General features: G+C 58.6%; 14 protein-coding genes. 5 read left to right on the top strand and 9 right to left on the bottom strand.

Going from position 1 to position 16535, the window contains the following annotated elements; all coding sequences use genetic code 11:
* The first annotated feature begins 44 nt into the window (after positions 1–44).
* Positions 45–2591 (top strand): TonB-dependent receptor, encoded by a 2547-nt coding sequence (locus BUQ90_RS01640; RefSeq protein WP_074203416.1) that lies wholly within the window; start codon positions 45–47, stop codon positions 2589–2591.
* A 34-nt stretch (positions 2592–2625) separates the two neighbouring features.
* On the opposite strand, the gene BUQ90_RS01635 is transcribed toward BUQ90_RS01640, so the two are convergent.
* From BUQ90_RS01635 to BUQ90_RS01595, 9 genes are read right to left on the bottom strand one after another with little or no spacing between them, the layout of a single operon-like run.
* Entirely contained in the window at positions 2626–3906 is a 1281-nt protein-coding gene (locus BUQ90_RS01635) for a spinster family MFS transporter (RefSeq protein ID WP_074203415.1), read from the bottom strand.
* A complete protein-coding gene (locus tag BUQ90_RS01630) occupies positions 3907–4851 on the bottom strand; it encodes an NmrA family NAD(P)-binding protein (protein WP_074203414.1) in 945 nt (314 codons plus the stop codon).
* Positions 4848–6488, bottom strand: coding sequence for an FAD-dependent oxidoreductase (locus BUQ90_RS01625; protein ID WP_074203413.1), 1641 nt, complete (start codon positions 6486–6488; stop codon positions 4848–4850). The genes BUQ90_RS01630 and BUQ90_RS01625 overlap by 4 nt, the downstream gene beginning before the upstream one ends.
* A 44-nt stretch (positions 6489–6532) precedes the next feature.
* Positions 6533–7708 carry a CaiB/BaiF CoA transferase family protein gene (locus BUQ90_RS01620; protein WP_074203412.1) on the bottom strand — a complete coding sequence of 392 codons (1176 nt, stop codon included), beginning with the start codon at positions 7706–7708 and terminating at the stop codon, positions 6533–6535.
* Positions 7705–8637, bottom strand: coding sequence for a hydroxymethylglutaryl-CoA lyase (locus BUQ90_RS01615; protein WP_074203411.1), 933 nt, complete (start codon positions 8635–8637; stop codon positions 7705–7707). The genes BUQ90_RS01620 and BUQ90_RS01615 overlap by 4 nt, the downstream gene beginning before the upstream one ends.
* Positions 8634–9251, bottom strand: a complete 618-nt coding sequence (gene leuD / locus BUQ90_RS01610) for a 3-isopropylmalate dehydratase small subunit (RefSeq protein ID WP_074203410.1) — start codon at positions 9249–9251, stop codon at positions 8634–8636. The genes BUQ90_RS01615 and leuD overlap by 4 nt, the downstream gene beginning before the upstream one ends.
* Positions 9251–10630, bottom strand: a complete 1380-nt coding sequence (locus tag BUQ90_RS01605; RefSeq protein WP_074203409.1) for a 3-isopropylmalate dehydratase large subunit — start codon at positions 10628–10630, stop codon at positions 9251–9253. Before BUQ90_RS01605 ends, leuD begins: the two co-directional genes overlap by 1 nt.
* Position 10631: 1 nt before the next feature.
* Complete coding sequence (locus BUQ90_RS01600; protein ID WP_074203408.1) at positions 10632–11123, bottom strand: DUF3598 domain-containing protein; 492 nt, start codon at positions 11121–11123, stop codon at positions 10632–10634.
* Positions 11124–11135: 12 nt separating this feature from the next.
* Positions 11136–12506 carry an alpha/beta fold hydrolase gene (locus tag BUQ90_RS01595; RefSeq protein ID WP_074203407.1) on the bottom strand — a complete coding sequence of 457 codons (1371 nt, stop codon included), beginning with the start codon at positions 12504–12506 and terminating at the stop codon, positions 11136–11138.
* Positions 12507–12594: 88 nt separating this feature from the next.
* Here BUQ90_RS01595 and BUQ90_RS01590 point away from each other — a divergent pair, with 88 nt between their 5' ends.
* Genes BUQ90_RS01590 through BUQ90_RS01575 form a run of 4 tightly spaced genes read left to right on the top strand, consistent with a single transcriptional unit; the run spans position 12595 to position 16506 of the window.
* Positions 12595–13275, top strand: coding sequence for an isochorismatase family protein (locus tag BUQ90_RS01590; protein ID WP_074203406.1), 681 nt, complete (start codon positions 12595–12597; stop codon positions 13273–13275).
* The gene (locus tag BUQ90_RS01585) at positions 13275–14168 is read left to right on the top strand and encodes a polysaccharide deacetylase family protein (protein ID WP_074203405.1); all 894 of its coding nucleotides are present in this window, start codon (positions 13275–13277) and stop codon (positions 14166–14168) included. The genes BUQ90_RS01590 and BUQ90_RS01585 overlap by 1 nt, the downstream gene beginning before the upstream one ends.
* The gene (locus tag BUQ90_RS01580) at positions 14165–15088 is read left to right on the top strand and encodes a polysaccharide deacetylase family protein (RefSeq protein ID WP_074203404.1); all 924 of its coding nucleotides are present in this window, start codon (positions 14165–14167) and stop codon (positions 15086–15088) included. The genes BUQ90_RS01585 and BUQ90_RS01580 overlap by 4 nt, the downstream gene beginning before the upstream one ends.
* Positions 15085–16506, top strand: a complete 1422-nt coding sequence (locus BUQ90_RS01575) for an aldehyde dehydrogenase family protein (RefSeq protein WP_074203403.1) — start codon at positions 15085–15087, stop codon at positions 16504–16506. Before BUQ90_RS01580 ends, BUQ90_RS01575 begins: the two co-directional genes overlap by 4 nt.
* Positions 16507–16535: the final 29 nt, after the last annotated feature.

The following is a 16535-nucleotide window of genomic DNA, read 5'->3' as shown; positions in this document are numbered from 1 at the left end:
CCGGAAAGGGCCGCAACCCATATTCCACTCAGGGAGAAATGAAAATGCGTCGCTTGAAAACAGTTTTATCCGTTTCGGCCGGTATGGCCGCACTCGTGACGGCAGGGCCGGTGATGGCTCAAACCGGGGGCGATCAGACCGCAGAAGATGCGGATGACAGCAACGTCATCATCGTGACCGCGCGTCGCCAGGACGAATTGCTGGCAGAAGTTCCGGCCTCTGTGACGGTATTCACGGCAGAGACACTGGACCGCACGGGCATCCAGCAAGCCGATGAATTTGTCCAGCTAACCGCCGGTGTCACCATCGTGACGGGAACGGCAGAAGCGGGCGACACCCAGATCAATATCCGCGGCATCAACGGGGCACGCGACGCTGAAAGCTCGGTGGCCCTGGTCGTTGACGGGATTTTGAAAACCAATACGGCCCAGCTCAATCAAGATCAGGGTACGTTGCGCCAGATCGAAATTCTTAAAGGTCCACAGGGTGCATTGTACGGACGGAACGCTGCGGCCGGCGCGATAGTGATCCAGACACTGAAACCGGGCGACTTCCTTGAAGGGGGCGTCAAGGCAAGTGCTGCAGAAGACAATACTTACCGGGCATCCGGCTATATCTCGACTCCAATCGGCGACAATGCCGGTATCGTCCTGTCGGGATCCTATTCCACCAGCGACGGTTTTTACCGCAACAGTTTCCTCGGCAATCGCAAGGTTGTGGATGACCAGGAAATCTGGTCGATCGATGGCCGTTTCGTCGCCGAACTGGGTGACAGCACCGAAGTCGATGTGAAGGCACGCTATGCGGATCTGTCCGGTGCATCGATCAATTTCAACGCGGCATTCCATCTGCCGAATTTCGCGGCAAACAATCCGGCCTTTTTCGAGGATGTGAACGACCATCCGTTCAACTATTATTCCAACATCCGGCCGACAAACGAGCAACAGACCTTCGAAGCGTCGGCCAAAATCACCCATGAAATGGACTTTGCGACGCTGACGGCCTGGGCGCTGTACAGTGATGTGGATCAGGCATTGACGGCTGACGGCACGTCGGCGGACTTCGCCCGCTTCACCTTCCCTGGCGCAACGCCGGCTTCGGTGGCGGCCTCCAACAGCTGTTTCGGCACCACGGCCGCGCTGACCGGATTCCCGGTCAATCAGCCGGGGTTTGTTGGTACTTTACCGATCCCGTTTATTTTTGACCCGATCAATGGCTCCACGTTTGGACCCTATAGTCCGACCACTTGTGACGGTACCCAGTTCCAGATTCGCGAACAGACCGATATCAGTGCCGAGATTCGGCTGGCCTCCAATGGCGACGGCCCGCTGGCCTGGCAGGTTGGCGCCTATTTCCTGAATATCGATCGCGATGTCGGCGTCAGCATTGGCGCCGATCTGGGGCAAGGCATCACACGGCAGCTGTTCAATGATGCCAATAGCAGCAATCCGACGTCGCAGCTGTTCTTCGACAACTTCAATACCAATGTCTATGCAGCGTTCGGTTCGCTCGACTATGAAGTTACCGACCGGCTCGATATCGGTGTCGCTCTGCGTTATGATATCGAGGATCGCGAGGTATCCAATCAGGTCCCGCTGGTCACCGATCCGATTACCGGTGCACCGATCAACCCGGGTCAGGCTTTCGGAGCGATCGCCGATCAGAACGAGACATTCAAGCAGCTGCAGCCCAAATTGTCCCTGCGCTATGGTCTGACAGATGATGTCAATTTCTACGCCAACTGGGGTATCGGTTTCAAATCCGGTGGGTTCAACAATCAGGGTTCGGCCGCAATTGTCGATCAGAATTTCAACCAGTTCATCGGCACCAATGTTCTGATCAATGACATTTTCCGCAAGGAAAAATCCAGCGCGTTCGAAGCGGGATTCAAGGGCTCGATTGCCGATGGCCGGGTAACTTTCGATCTCGCCGGTTATTATACCGAAGTGGATGACATGCAGTTCTTCGAGTTCTTTGTCGGTGCCTTTGGCCTGCTGCGCGTGGTTTCCAATATTGACGAGGTTGAGCTCTATGGCGTCGAATTTAACGCCAATGCCGAGATTATCGAGGGCTGGAACGTCTTCGGCTCCGTCAACTGGACCGAGAGCGAGATCAAGGCGAATAACTCTCGCCCCAATACGGTGGGCAACAAGTCACCCTATACCGCAGACTATACGATCAACCTGGGAACCCAGGTGGTTGCGCCCATTGCGGACAGCTTTGATCTGGTGATGCGGGCTGACTACCGGATTACGGGGCCGACCTGGTTCCACAGTGTCCAGAACAATACCAGCCCGACACTCTTCAGTGGTCTGCTGCCTTTGCCGGCTGATGCAAACTCGCCCAACAAGCTGGTTCTGCCCGGCTTTGTCGGAGATGCTGATTATTCCATCACCCAGCGCGAAGCATTTGGCGTGATGGACCTGCGGTTCGGGATCGAGGGTGAAAACTGGAATGTGACCGCGTTTGCGGACAATCTGTTCAATCGCCGGTATCTCAACGAGGTAATCCCCGCCATTGAATTTGGCGGATCCTTTATCTCGCCGGGCGGTCTGCGCCGCTTTGGAGTGGAAGTCGGCTATACGTTCTGACTGTTTCGTCGGGGGACGGGGGAGCTGACGATGTTCAGCTCCCCTGAGCGGCGGTGGCCACGCCTTTTCTTGCAAACCAGTAGTGCGCACCTGCCCACAGGTTGAACAGCGCCAGACAGGCGAGGGCTTTCTGGAGCGCTGCGCCATCTTCTCCCGTCCCGCCTGCGGCGAACCAGTCGGACAGGGCGCCAACAAAAACCGGGCCAAGCCCCAGCCCGATCAGACCGGCAATCAGCAGATATATGGCCACGGCCAAAGCCCGCGTCTGATCACTGGCGAGCAGCTGCACGGCAGCAAAGGTGGGACCGTAGTAGAAAGTAGCGGCAAAGGTCGGGATCGCCAGCAGGATGATCGCCAGATTGGCATTGCCGGCATAAATGGCCCAGATCATTCCCGGTGCGGCGGACAGCAATACCAGTCCGCTGACAATCAGTGGCAGGGTGGGATTGCGTTTGCCGAAAAAGTCCCCGGCCTTGCCGCCGATCCAGGCGCCGAAACCACCGGACAGTCCGACCATGACGCCCAGCTTCCAGCCCAGTTCGCCATAGCCCATGCCGTAAACCCGGACAAAAAGCCCGCCGTAAAAGCTTGCCAGTCCGTAGGAAACAAACTGAACCATGACACCGGCGCCCACGAGATGCCAGTAAGCCGGCTTGCCGGACAATTCGCGCAAGGCATCGCGCAGACTCGCCTTGCCCGGGATCGGTTTGAAGGATTCGAGCAGCCGGGGTTTTCCACGCGGGTCCGGAACGGTCAGCCACATCGCCAGGGCGACCAGCAGTCCCGGGAACCCGGCAATCAGAAAGGCAATCCGCCAGCTGAGATTCTCTGCTATCCAGCCGCCGGCGGCATAGGCGATGAAGGCACCAACCGGAATCGACATGCCGATGACACCCAGCGCACTGGCGCGCCTTTCCGGCGGAAAGAGATCCGCAATCAGGGAATGTGTGGCCGGTGAAGAGCCCGCTTCGCCGATTCCGACCCCAATCCGGGCGAGGAACAACTGGATGAAATTGGCTGACAAACCGCACAATACCGTCATCGCCGACCAGATGGCGACGGCAATGGCGATGATGCGGCTGCGGTTCCAGCGGTCGGCCAGAGCGGCGACCGGTATGGCCAAAGTTGTATAGAACAGCGCAAAGGACAAGCCCGTCATCAACCCGAGCTGTGTGTCCGACAGACCCAGGTCCCGCTTGATCGGTTCGGCCAGGATCGAGATGATCTGCCGGTCAAGAAAATTGAGCATGGTGACAACAAACAATACGCCCAGCGCATAATTGGCTTTGCGGTTATCGGATGCCAGTGTTGCCATTTACTGCGCGCCGGCCATCCGGATCGCAAGTGCCGGGTCACCGGGATTGCTCCAGTCCTGCCGCGCAGCCCATTCCTGCAGGGAGGTTGGCTGAATCGAGAAACTGGCTGCCATCGCCTCCGTGTCGGCGATCAAGGGTGACACCGGCTGGGTGTTGTAGAACCGGTAAAAGCTGGCCATCCCGTCATAGACGGAGTTGGGTACAACATCTGCCGACCCGGTCACCAGCAAGCTCATTGCTGAAGCAAATTCATCGGGTGACAGGCTGCGAAAGGTTACGTCTTTTCCGGCGGCTTCGCTCAAAATGGCGGCAACCTGGTCTCCGACCAGCGGCTCCGGTCCGCCAATCGCATAACGCCCGGACGGCAGATCCTCCCGTTCCAGCGCCTCAACCATGAAAGCGGCCACATCGTCGAGACAGACCCACGAGATTTTGAGATCCGGGGCCGCCGGATAGGCGAAGATCGCATTGTTGACGATCGACGGCTTGCTCCACATGCGGATCATATTGTCCATGAACACCTTGGGTTCGAAAATCGCGTAAGGGATTCCGCTTTCCATGATGTGGCGCTCGATTTCCCGCCGCCCGTCATGCGCCGGATTGCCGATATCCTCCTCGGCGACAAAACAGCTGGTGTTGAACACGATTTTCCTGAGGTTGTTTGCCCTGGCGGCTGCCGCAATGTTTTGCCCCAAAACCCCGGCCTGCTCCTTGTCGAAAACGAACGGCAGGTGCGCGGCGATGGCGTCCGTACCTTTTGCCGCCGAAATCATTGAGGCCTCGTCATACAGGTCTGCCTTGACGGTCTCGACATCGGCAAAAACCGTTCCCGCGAAAGCGTCGGGATTGCGCAGTGCCGCAACCGGGGTCATGCCCGCCTTTTGCAGCCGTTCGAGCAACGGATGCCCCTGATCGCCGGTTGCGCCAATGGTCAATATTCTCATGTCTGATTCCCTGTATCATTCGCCAGCCGCGCCGCGGACCGCCCGGCAATATGTCCAAATGTCAGTGCGGGACCCAGCGTGCCTCCGGCTCCGGCATAGACGCCGCCGGTTGGGCAGCTGATCACGTTTCCGGCGGCGAACAGGCCCGGAATGGGTGCGCCGTCAAGATCAAGAACCTGGGCCTGACCATTGGTTTTTGCACCGCCATTGGTGCCCAGCGCACCCATCCGGATTTCGACCGCATAATAGGGGGCGCTGTCCACCGGACCCAGCGTTGCTGCCGCTCCGGGACGGGAGCGATCCCCGTAGAAGCGGTCATATTCGCTGGTCCCGCGTCCGAAGTCCGGATCGGTCGCGTCGCCAGCATGGCTGTTGAACCGGTCCACGGTTTTTACCAGTTGCGCGGCGTCCACACCGATTTTTTCCCCCAGCGCATCCAGGCTGTCGGCGGATCTGATCCACTCTGGCAGGGGATCGCCGGGCATATGTGCTGCGATCGGATAGCGGGACAGATATTGCTGGTCACAGATCAGCCATGCCGGAAGATTGGGGTAGCTGTACGTGGCCGGATCAAAGAAATGAAAGGCGCCCGCCAAGGCCGAATAATTATTGGCTTCATTGCAGAACCGCCGTCCGCTGCTGTTGACGAGCAGGCTGTGCGGCAGGGTGCGCTCGATCAGGACCGGCATGGAGCGCTGTTCACCCCCTTCCCAGCAGACTCCGGGCATCGATACGGTGGGCACCCACCAGGCGCTGGTCATGTTGCCCAGGCCCGCACCGGCGGCCATCGCCATTTTCAGCCCGTCGCCCTGATTGCCCGGCGGTGACGCGGGCGCATCCAGCGGGCCGCGCAGAAAGGTCTGCTTGAGCTCCTCGTTCCATTCGAAACCGCCGGTCGCAAGAATGACTCCGCGGCGGGCAATCCATGTTTCTTCCTTGCCGTCTTTGGTAATCCGGGCACCGGTTACACGGCCCTTTTCGATGGTGAGGCGGTGCCCGTCGATGCCCAGCATCGGTTCGATACCTCGCTCCAGACAGGCCTTGAGCATCCGCCCGATCAGGGCTTGTCCCCAGCCGCGCAGATCGCCTTGGGTCCGCCGTTCCATTTCCTCCGGATCAATCTGGCCGGTGCCGCCTCCCAGCGGCGTTTCGCGGAGCATCATCCGGGGCGCGGGGCCATGCTCGAAGATCCGATCCGCCCATTCGCCGAGCGTGGAAAAATCAAACAGGTCATTGTCCAGCGCCCGGCCGCCTTCGGGTTTCGCTCCGGGCCGGTCGAGATAATAGTCGGGATAGCCTTCGAGCATGCTGAAGCTGGCCGCATCCCGTTCCTCCAGAAAGGCGAGGGCTCGCGGGGCCTCGTCGACAAAGGACGCCAGAACTTCATCGTCAATATCGCCCTGACTGAGCGACTGGAAATAGGCCATGGCCTCTTCACGACTGTCGCTCAGACCGTGAGCCGTCATCTGGCTGTTGCCCGGAGCCCAGATGATTCCACCCGATATGGCAGCGGTGCCACCGAGCCTGGGCTGTTTTTCGATGATGGTTACGGAGGCGCCGGACTCATGAGCCGCAAGGGCTGCTGACAGCCCCGCCGCCCCGGCGCCGATGATCAATATGTCTGTTTCGACAGTCACGCAGGGCTTCTCCTGAAACGGCCCCTCGTGCCGGAAGCCTTGGGTTATTCAATAGCACCTTTCTCGCGCAGCCTAACTATCTCTTCTGGGGAGATGCCGAGGTTGGCGAGATGTTCATCGGTATGCTCCCCGATCGACGAAAGCTGCACCGGCGAGGAAGGCCGGGCTCCGTTCATTTCGATCGGCAGGGCCGGCAATTTTGTTTCCTCGCCACTATCCAGCGTAACCGGCTCCAGCCCGCCAGCCGCATTGAGATGCGGATCATCGAACATGTCTTCGGGTCGGGCGATCGGCGCAAAAGGAAGTCCGGTGCCCTCCAGCTTCGCGATCAATTCTTCCCGGGAGAAACCCGATATCAGCTCGCGAATCTGGGGCATGATCCGGTCCCGTGCGGCGACCCGGTTGTTGTTCTCGCGAATGCTCTCATCTGCCCAGAGGTCGTCCAGCTCGAACAGCTTGCAGAATTTTTCCCACAGCGCATCGGTGACCACGCCTATAAACACGGGATCGTCTTTGGTCTGAAACACATCGTAAATGGCCCAGGCCGAAATTCGCGCCGGCATTGGATCAGCGGCTTTCCCGGTCACCGCCTTCTGCGCCATGTGCTGACCGATCATGTAGATCGTCGTTTCGAACAGCGAGCTCTGGACCTTCTGTCCTTTGCCGGTGCGATGGCGTTCCTCGACCGCAGCCAGAATCGCGATGACCCCGAACATGCCGCCGGTTACGTCAATCACGCTGGAACCAGCGCGCAATGGCTGACCCGGTGGACCGGTCATATAGGCCAGGCCGCCCATCATTTGCGCGACTTCATCAAGCGCGGTGCGGTTTTCATAAGGGCCAGGCAGAAACCCTTTTTCCGAGCAATAGATCAGGCGTTCGTTGGTTTCTGACAAAACGTCATAACCCAATCCCAGCCGGTCCATCGCACCCGGGCGATAGTTCTCGACCAGAATATCCGCCTTGGCGACCAGCTTTTTGGCGATATCCAGACCGTCGGGATCCTTGAGGTTGAGCGCAATGCTCTGCTTGTGGCGATTATACATCGGGAAATAGCCCGACCCCGAACCGACCAACCGACGCGTGCGATCTCCGCCAATCGGTTCGACACGCACGACTTCCGCGCCCAGCGAGGCGAGAATCGCACCGACCGCGGGGCCCATGACCATATGTGTGAACTCGACAACCTTCAGGCCGGCAAGGGGTGTCGGTCCGGTCATGCGGCAGCCCTTTCAAATCCCAGCGGCAGTCCGGCATCGGGCGTGAATCCGTATATCGGTTCGCCTGGCAAAGCTCCCGCGACTATGTCCCGTACCTTGAGCAGTTTTTCCAGATCAATTCCGGTGTGGATGCCCATCGCTTCCAGCATGAACACCAGATCTTCCGTCACGATATTGCCCGATGCTCCGGGAGCGAAGGGGCAACCGCCAAGTCCGCCCAGCGAAGCATCGAAAGTGGTTATCCCTTCTTCGAGTCCGGCTATGACATTGGCGAGGCCGAGACCGCGGGTGTTGTGCAGGTGGAGCGTGTTGAGATTGTCCGAACCAATTGCCGCTTTCACTTTCCGGACCAGCCGGGTGACCTGGGCAGGATTGGCATAGCCGGTCGTGTCGGACAGTCCGCACTCGGCGACCCCGGCCTCCATCGCAGCCTCGGCGAGCCGGACAATCTGGTCCTCGGCCACCGGCCCCTCGATCGTGCACCCAAAGGCGGTCGAGAGTCCTACTTCAAAATGTGGGCGCTGTCCTTCCGGCTGTTCTGCCACCAGTTCGGCAATTGCCCGGATTTCCGCAAGCATGGCGGGATGATCCTTGCGGACATTCTTGACGCTGTGGGTTTCGGACATGGAAAAGGGGATCGACATTTTGTCGACACCGACCTTTATCGCATTTTCCGCCCCCCGCAGGTTGGGAATCAATGCGACAACATCGAGTCCTTCGATGGTTTTCGCGAAGGCGACAATTTCTGCCGTGTCAGCCATCTGAGGAAGAAGTGAAGGTGGGACGAAACTGCCCACTTCGATCTCGCTGACACCGGCCTCGGCTTCCGCCTTGATCCAGGCTTTCTTGGCTTCGGTCGGCATTACGCGGTCGACGCTTTGCAGACCGTCGCGCGGTCCGACTTCGCTGATGGTGACAGATAGGGTCATGCTGTTGCTCCTGGATAGATCCATGGCCGTGCGGCGCGATCCGCTTCTTGCCATGTGGAAATTTCGTTGGCCATTTTCAAACTGAGATCAATTGCGTCCAGTCCTTCCAGCAACATCGCCTTGGCTTCGGCTTCGAGGGGAAAAGGCCAGCTGTTTGCGCCGTCAATCGCAATGGTCTGGTCTGGCAGGGAAATGGTTGCCACCTTGCCGGATTCGGCAATCGCCGCGACATGTTCGGCATCCAGCACTGCGGGCAAAATTCCGTTGCGCACGCAATTTCCGGCAAAGATCGGGGCAAAGCTCGGTGCGATGACAGCGCGAAAACCATATTCGGCCAGAGCCCAGACGGCATGTTCCCGGCTCGAGCCGCACCCGAAATTCTCCCCGCCGAGAATGATGCGGCTATTGGCAAAGTCCGGATCATTCAGGACAAAGGACTCATCAGGATCGCGGCCGCCAATCGCCGTATAGCGCCATCCGGCAAAGAGCCCGTCTGCGAGCCCGGTTTTTCCGGTGCTTTTCATTTCCCGTGACGGAATGATCTGATCGGTGTCGATATTGTCCCGGATCAGCGGCATGGGCAGCGATGTCAGGGTCGTGAACGGTTCGGCCATCAGGTCAGCTCCCGCGGGTCAGCAATGGCACCGGCAAGGGCACTGGCCACCACGGTCTCCGGGCTGGCAATATGGGTTTTGACATTGGGACCCTGGCGGCTTTCGAAGTTACGGTTGGTGGTGGAGATGACTCGCGATCCGGCATCGAAGCTCTCCCCTCCGGCATAAAAGCACATGGAACAGCCGCTCTCGCGCCATTCGAACCCGGCCTCACGGAAAAGCCGATCAATACCTTCCGCTTCGGCTTCCCGCTTGACCCGGGAGGAACCCGGTACGCAAATCGCTTTCAGACCTGGTGCAATGGTCTTGCCCCGGAGCAGGGCAGATGCCCGACGCAAGTCGGAAAGGCGGCTGTTGGTGCAGCTGCCGATGAAGGCGGCATCAATGGGCGTGCCCCTTAATCGCTGGCCTTTGTCGAGATCCATATATTCGAGCGGTCGTTGTCCGGCATTGCCCGGGATCTGGTCGCTGATCCCGATGCTGTGCTCGGGGCTGGTGCCCCAGCTGACCATCGGTTCGATCTTGCTGGCATCAATCTCCATATGCTGATCAAAATCTGCATCTCTGTCACTCGCCAGCGTCTTCCAGTGTGCAACGGCCTGCTCCCAAAGGACATTTTTCGGCGCATAGCGTCGCCCCTCGAGATATGCGAAAGTCTTGTCATCTGGTGCAATGAAACCGGACATGGCGGAGAATTCGGTCGCCATGTTGCACAGGGTCATGCGGCCTTCCATATCCAGCGCTGTTACGGCTTCTCCGGCAAACTCGACCGCATGCCCCTTGCCTCCGGCCGCGCCATGACGCGCGATAAGGGTCATGATCATATCCTTGGGAGTGACACCTTCGGGCCGCTTGCCGCTGAATTTCACCAGCATTGATTTCGGCTTGTTCAGCCGCAGGGTCCCCGTCGCCATCGCATGCTCGGCCTCCGAGGAACCGATGCCCCAGGCGAGTGCGCCAAAAGCGCCCTGGGTGCAGGTATGGCTGTCCGGTGCAATCAGCGTGCAGCCGGGCAGGACAATGCCCAGTTCCGGAGAAATCACATGAACGATCCCCTGATCCGGATCGTTCACGTCAAACAAGGTGATGCCGGCGGCCTTTGCCGCCGCCCGGGTTTCGGTGACAAAAGCCTGTCCCCCCGGCATCAGGGTCTGATCCGTCCGGCCGGGCCGGGTGTCGACAATATGGTCGGTCACGGCAAATACCCTCGCCGGGTCTGCGACGGTCCGTCCGGCTTCAGCGAGACTGTTGAGCGCTGCCGCACCGGTTCGTTCGTGCAAAAATATCCGGTCAATCGCGATCAGCGCACTGCCAGCGGAGAGGTCCGCGACGACATGGCTGTCCCACAGCTTGTCAAACAGGGAACGGGGTCCAGTCAGCTCAGGCCTCCATTTCCGCTTCGATTGTGCGCCAGTCTCTGGTCACGAATGTCTCCTGTATCGCTGTTCGGGTCTCGAGCAGGCCATTCCTGATCCAGTGCCATGTCCGGCACCGGTTCTGACCATCATCCGAAATCTGGATCTGCTCATACAGATATAGCGACGGATCACCCTGCCGTTGCCAGTATAACATCACTGTGCGGTTATATTCATCCAGTGGCACTTCGGCAGCCCAGCCCTTGATCAGATCATTGTCCCACCACACGCGTTTGTCACGATATTCGGCTGGAAACTCGCGGATTTCGGTTTTGCCGTCCGCCCACTTGTAATGATTGGTCTGGTGATAGGGGATATCGCCACTATCGGGGAAACGGCAGATCAGGCGAGACGCATGTTCGTCGATCTTTTCATTCTGTGCGTTGAAATAGGCATAGGTGCCGTCCCAGACGCCTTCGTGGCGGGCGAGCAGCGGCATGTCTTCTTTGATTCCCATTGATATTCCTTGTTATCTTGACTGGAGGGCGAGGTGATAGTGTTTCGCGGCCGAGGCCTGAATCAGGGCAAGATGCTCCCGGGCGAGGTTTTCCGGATCGAGGTCATCCGCGTCAAAAGCTTTTTCGTGCGCGGGATCCACCTCGTACCAGGGTGCAAACATGTGTCGCGCCCGAACGATCTGCCAGGCCATGTGGAGGTAGTTGCCAAAGCGGTCGGGTGAAAGGTCGGGATAGAGCCGGTCCGGATCGCAAGCGGGTAGATCAGGATAGCGGACGTCCGTTGTCCCCAGATTCGCGGCCACTGCATCAATCACCACCCGCCAATCGCCCCAATTGTCCGGAGGATCGCCATCCCATGCATCAGACAAACCATGTCCCGGCAAATCAATGGCAATGCAGCCGGGATCTGGTTCCGTTGCCATGGCATATCCCGGGCCATGAAGAACCAGGGTTTCACTCCCCTGTTCGCCCCGCCAGTGCACAAGACCGTCAAACTGCTCGGTTTCAACGGAAATGAATCCCTCGTTTCCGGCTTCCAATATGCGATCGGACAGGGGCGTCTCGTGCTGTTGCAGGAAGGCGAGGCAGCTATTTTCAAGATCCTCGGGCGTGCGCACTTTTTGTGCGTTCCAGTTTGACGGCAATTCACCCAACCGGTCGATATGATCCTGCAATGGATCTCCGTCATAGGCGGTGATCAGGCAGGGCGGCACTTCTGTACCCGGTGCCGGGATATCGCGCGGCGCCCGCAATACAGCACCATAGCCGGCCTGATAGGCATTTCCCGCATCGAGCATCTCGCGGACGATCGCATCCACGCGTTCGGGCCGATCATTCGAAACGGGCAGCCGGTGGGCATCATCCGTTGCGAACCAGGGAAAAAACCAGCTCTGCTCCAATATCCTGTTCCACAGCCAGGCGAGATGTTCTCCATAAGCGGCGGGATGGAATTCCGGAAGATATCTGTCACTGAACAGAGCCATTTCTTCCGGACTCCAGACGGCATAGCCGCCAACGGCCAGACAGGTGAACCGATTCGCCTGGCGTTTTGCGGCTGTCACGAGAATGATGCCGCCGCTGTGAAAGCCATATGCGGCACACTTTCCGATACCCAGCGCATCGAGAAGGTCGATAACGGAATCGGCAAAATCATTGATTTCCGGTTGACCGGGCAATGCATCGGATTGACCAAAACCGGCGGTATCGGGGGCGATACAGGTAAAATTCTCCGCCCACTTCTCGATCAGCGTCTCATATTCTTTCGAACTGCGCGGGCTCTGGTGCACCATCAGCAGCGGCGGACCATTGCCCGCCCTGCGGTAATGCACCCGGCGACTCTGGCCGTTCTTGCGGACATCGATAAAGTGGCGTGTAATCCTCATGAGAATCCATATTTGTCCGGACAAATTTGTCTCGACAAGCTTTTTCTTGGGGTTATTGTCTTTTTATTGATTCTGGAGAGCAAGGCATATGGCACTGGTTGGAACGAAAATGGTCGAGGACGGACGGACCGCCCGGGAGATTTTCGAAGAATTGATGAGCAATCCTGCCCGCAAGAAATTCGGATTCGGCGAGAAACTGGCGATCGTCAATGTGGACGTGCAGCAAGCCTACACGCGCACCGATCTGTTCAAGACCGCCTATGAAACCGATCCCCGTCAGATCGACCATATCAACCGGATTTCCGGACTGGCGCGGGACAAGAACATGCCGGTTATCTGGAGCCGGGTGGCCTACAAGGACGACGCCGGCGATGCCGGGGTCTGGGGCACGCGGACCGACACTGAAGATTCGCTGCAGAACATCAAATATGACAGCGAGCGGCACAAGCTGGATCCCCGATGCGAGATCGGCAAGGATGACTTGCAATATACGAAACGCATGCCCAGCGCCTTTTTCGAAACACCCCTCGCCAGTTATCTGATCTGGCACAAGGTCGACACCGTGATTGTGACCGGTGGCTCAACATCCGGCTGTGTCCGGGCAACCGCAGTAGATGCCTTGAGTCATGGCTATCGGACGATTGTTCCGGTCGAAACCTGTGCCGACAAGCATGAAAGCTATCATTTCGCCAATCTCACCGACCTGCAGATCAAATATGCCGATGTCGAACCGGTGCAGGCCGTGATCGACTGGCTGGAGGCGCGCTGATGGCAGATGCGCAGAAACCGGATCCGGGGCTTTACGATTATCAGCCCTGGCGAAAACGGCCGAAAATCAGTTGGCCGGAGGGCAAGACCTGCGCAGTCTGGGTCGCGCCCAATCTGGAATTTTATGAGCTCGACCCCGCAGCCAATCCGCATCGCAAAAGCTGGCCGAAACCGCATCCCGATGTGGTTGGTTACAGCCACCGCGATCATGCCAACCGAGTGTCCCACTGGCGCATGGCGGAGATGATGACAAAGCACGGTTTCCCGGGTTCGGTCAGCCTGTCGGTCGCACTTTGTGATCATATTCCGGAGGTCGTCGAAGATGCGAACCAGCGCGGCTGGGAGTTTTTCAGCCACGGCATCTACAATACCCGGTACAGTTACGGCATGGACGAAGCCCAGGAACGGGCGATTATCGAAGACAGCATCGCCACCGTGGAACGGGCGACCGGACAGCGTATTCGCGGCTGGCTGGCCCCGGCCCTGACCCACACGCCGCGGACGCTGGACCTGCTCGCCGAATATGGCATGGATTATACCTGCGACCTCTATCATGACGACCAGCCCACTGACGTGAAGGTCAAGTCGGGTCAGCTGACGGCAATTCCCTATAGCCTCGAGGTCAACGATCATTATGGCTTTTTTATCTACAACATGTCTCCCCGCGAATATGCCGACACGCTGATCCGGCAATATGACCGGCTTGCGGAAGAGGGCGCCCAATCTGGCACCGTCATGTGCATTCCCTTGCACAGCTATTTGATCGGACAACCGCATCGCATCGGGCCGTTTGAATCGGTGCTGGAACATATCGCCGCTGACGGCCGGGCCTGGATCACCAGGGCCGGAGACATTGTTGACCGGTTTCGGGCGCAGACGGGAGATGCCGCATGAGCCTCGACAGCAGCTACCTCGAATATCCGAAGCGCGGGCGCGGGATGGATCACGATCATTATCCCTGGACCCATTTTTTCAAGCGCGAACCGGTTCTTTGGCCAAATCAGGTGAAATTGCTGGTCTGGCCGGTTATCAGTCTCGAATATTTTCCGATGGTCCCCAGCGATGATCCGTTCCGTGCACCGGGGCACATGCAGACGGCCTATCCCGACTACCGGCACTATACCGCCCGGGAATATGGTACGCGGATCGGCATCTATCGTCTGCTGGGCGCGTTCGAGAAAGTGGGTGCCAGCATCTCGGTGGCAACCAACAGCAAGGTGGCGGAGCGATATCCGCAATTGATCGAGGATATCCTCCAGGGTGGCCATGAGATCATCGCCCATTCAACCGACATGAACGGCACGATTGCGAGCGGAATGGAAGAGGATGCCGAGCGCGCCCTGATCAATGAGTCGCTCGATATGCTCGACAAAGTGACGGGTCAGCGCCCGCGTGGCTGGTTGTCCATCGCCCGGTCACAGAGTTTTCACACGGCGAAACTGCTGGTCGAAGCCGGGCTCGATTACATGTGTGACTGGGTCAATGACGAACTGCCCTACAAGTTTCGCACGGATGCCGGAGAAATCGTCAATATCCCGCTCAACCACGAACTGTCGGATCGCCAGATCATCAATGTTCAGCAGCAGTCGGTCGACAGCTATGCGCAGCAGATGACCGATGCAGCGGACTGGCTGGTGGACGAAGCCGGACATTATGGCGGCCGCATGCTGCCCATGCATTTGACACCTTACATCATGGGTCTGCCATACCGGATTGGCAGTTTCGAAAAGCTGGTCGCCGCGATGGCCGACCGTCCGGACGTCGGCTTTACCCGTGGTGATGTGCTGCTCGACAATTGGAAAGCGCGCCCATGAAGATACGCAATCCGCGGACCGGCAAGCCGGATCACGAAATCGCTCCGCTTGATGAGGCGGCGGTCGCAGCCGAAGCCGCGCGACTGCGGGTCGGACAAACAGGATGGCTTGCGAAGACGCCGGAACAGCGCGGAGAAATTCTGCTGCAATGGGCAGATGCGATTGAGGCGCATCTGGGAGCGATTATTCCGGCCCTGACCGATGACACCGGACGCGGTGGAATATCGAAAATCGAAGCCGCTGGCGTGCCCGGCCAGATCCGTCGCTGGGCCAATTCCGCACCGGCGTTGATTGCCTCTGCGCAACCAAGCGGGGAACCGACCTCGGTGCCCACAATCACCACATCAACGCGGCTTGTTCCCTATTCGCTGGTCGGGGTGATCAGTCCGTGGAATTTCCCGATGACCCTCGCGCTGATCGACGCGATACCGGCGCTCATGGCAGGGTCAGCCGTCTTGATCAAGCCGTCGGAAGTCACGCCACGCTTCATTCGGCCATTGATGGAAACCGTTCGAAACACCCCCGAACTGGCATCTATATTGTCCATAATCGAAGGTGATGGCGCGACCGGTGCAGCGATGATCGCGCATGTCGACTATGTCTGCTTCACCGGATCGGTCGCGACGGGTCGCAAGGTGGGTGAAGCAGCGGCCAAGGCCTTCATTCCGGCCAGTCTGGAACTCGGCGGGAAAGATCCGATGATCATTTTGCCCGATGCTGAACCGGAAAAGGCAGCATCGGTCGCACTGCGTGCGAGTATCGTCAATACCGGTCAGGCCTGCCAGTCGATCGAGCGGGTCTATGTTGCGCGCGCTATTGCGGAACCGTTTCTCGACAGTCTTGTCAATCAGGCGGATGCCGTCAGGCTGAATCATCCAGACATTGCTGAAGGCCATATCGGGCCCTTTATTTTCGAAAAACAAGCGCAGATCGCGCAACACCAGATCGACCAGGCGGTCGAGCAAGGCGCGACAGTCAGGGCAGGCGGCGAGGTGGAGAATCTTGACGGTGGCCTTTATTTGCGGCCGACGGTGCTGACCGGGGTGAGTGCCGAAATGGATATCATCCGCGAGGAGAATTTTGGTCCGGTTATTCCGGTCACGATCTACGACGATGTTGAGGAGGCCATCGGCCTCGCCAATGACAGTCAGTTCGGTCTCTCGGCGGCGGTTATCGGGTCCGACATTGCGAAAGCGGAAGCCGTGGCATCGCGTCTTCAGGCTGGCGCCGTTTCGATAAATGACGGGTCATTGACCTCCATGATATGGGAGGCGGAAAAATCGAGTTTCGGATATTCGGGTCTTGGCGCATCGCGGATGGGTGAAAGCGGGTTGATGCGCTTCTTCCGCAAGCAGGCGCTGATCCGGCAGAGCGGAGAGGCTGCGGTGATAGACGCCTTTGCCGAGCAGAATTTTTGATAGCTGAAACGCCACCGGACTCCGTGTAG

It is taken from the genome of Parasphingorhabdus marina DSM 22363 (assembly GCF_900128895.1).
GTDB lineage: Bacteria > Pseudomonadota > Alphaproteobacteria > Sphingomonadales > Sphingomonadaceae > Parasphingorhabdus > Parasphingorhabdus marina.
This window is presented reverse-complemented; position numbering and strand designations above follow the sequence as displayed.

What these genes read in the sequence shown, in the direction of transcription:
- BUQ90_RS01640 (WP_074203416.1), top strand. Translation starts at nt 45, where the DNA reads ATGCGTCGCTTGAAAACAGTTTTATCCGTTTCGGCCGGTATGGCCGCA.
- BUQ90_RS01635 (WP_074203415.1), bottom strand. Translation starts at nt 3,906, where the DNA reads ATGGCAACACTGGCATCCGATAACCGCAAAGCCAATTATGCGCTGGGC.
- BUQ90_RS01630 (WP_074203414.1), bottom strand. Translation starts at nt 4,851, where the DNA reads ATGAGAATATTGACCATTGGCGCAACCGGCGATCAGGGGCATCCGTTG.
- BUQ90_RS01620 (WP_074203412.1), bottom strand. Translation starts at nt 7,708, where the DNA reads ATGACCGGACCGACACCCCTTGCCGGCCTGAAGGTTGTCGAGTTCACA.
- BUQ90_RS01615 (WP_074203411.1), bottom strand. Translation starts at nt 8,637, where the DNA reads ATGACCCTATCTGTCACCATCAGCGAAGTCGGACCGCGCGACGGTCTG.
- leuD (WP_074203410.1), bottom strand. Translation starts at nt 9,251, where the DNA reads ATGGCCGAACCGTTCACGACCCTGACATCGCTGCCCATGCCGCTGATC.
- BUQ90_RS01600 (WP_074203408.1), bottom strand. Translation starts at nt 11,123, where the DNA reads ATGGGAATCAAAGAAGACATGCCGCTGCTCGCCCGCCACGAAGGCGTC.
- BUQ90_RS01595 (WP_074203407.1), bottom strand. Translation starts at nt 12,506, where the DNA reads ATGAGGATTACACGCCACTTTATCGATGTCCGCAAGAACGGCCAGAGT.
- BUQ90_RS01590 (WP_074203406.1), top strand. Translation starts at nt 12,595, where the DNA reads ATGGCACTGGTTGGAACGAAAATGGTCGAGGACGGACGGACCGCCCGG.
- BUQ90_RS01585 (WP_074203405.1), top strand. Translation starts at nt 13,275, where the DNA reads ATGGCAGATGCGCAGAAACCGGATCCGGGGCTTTACGATTATCAGCCC.
- BUQ90_RS01580 (WP_074203404.1), top strand. Translation starts at nt 14,165, where the DNA reads ATGAGCCTCGACAGCAGCTACCTCGAATATCCGAAGCGCGGGCGCGGG.
- BUQ90_RS01575 (WP_074203403.1), top strand. Translation starts at nt 15,085, where the DNA reads ATGAAGATACGCAATCCGCGGACCGGCAAGCCGGATCACGAAATCGCT.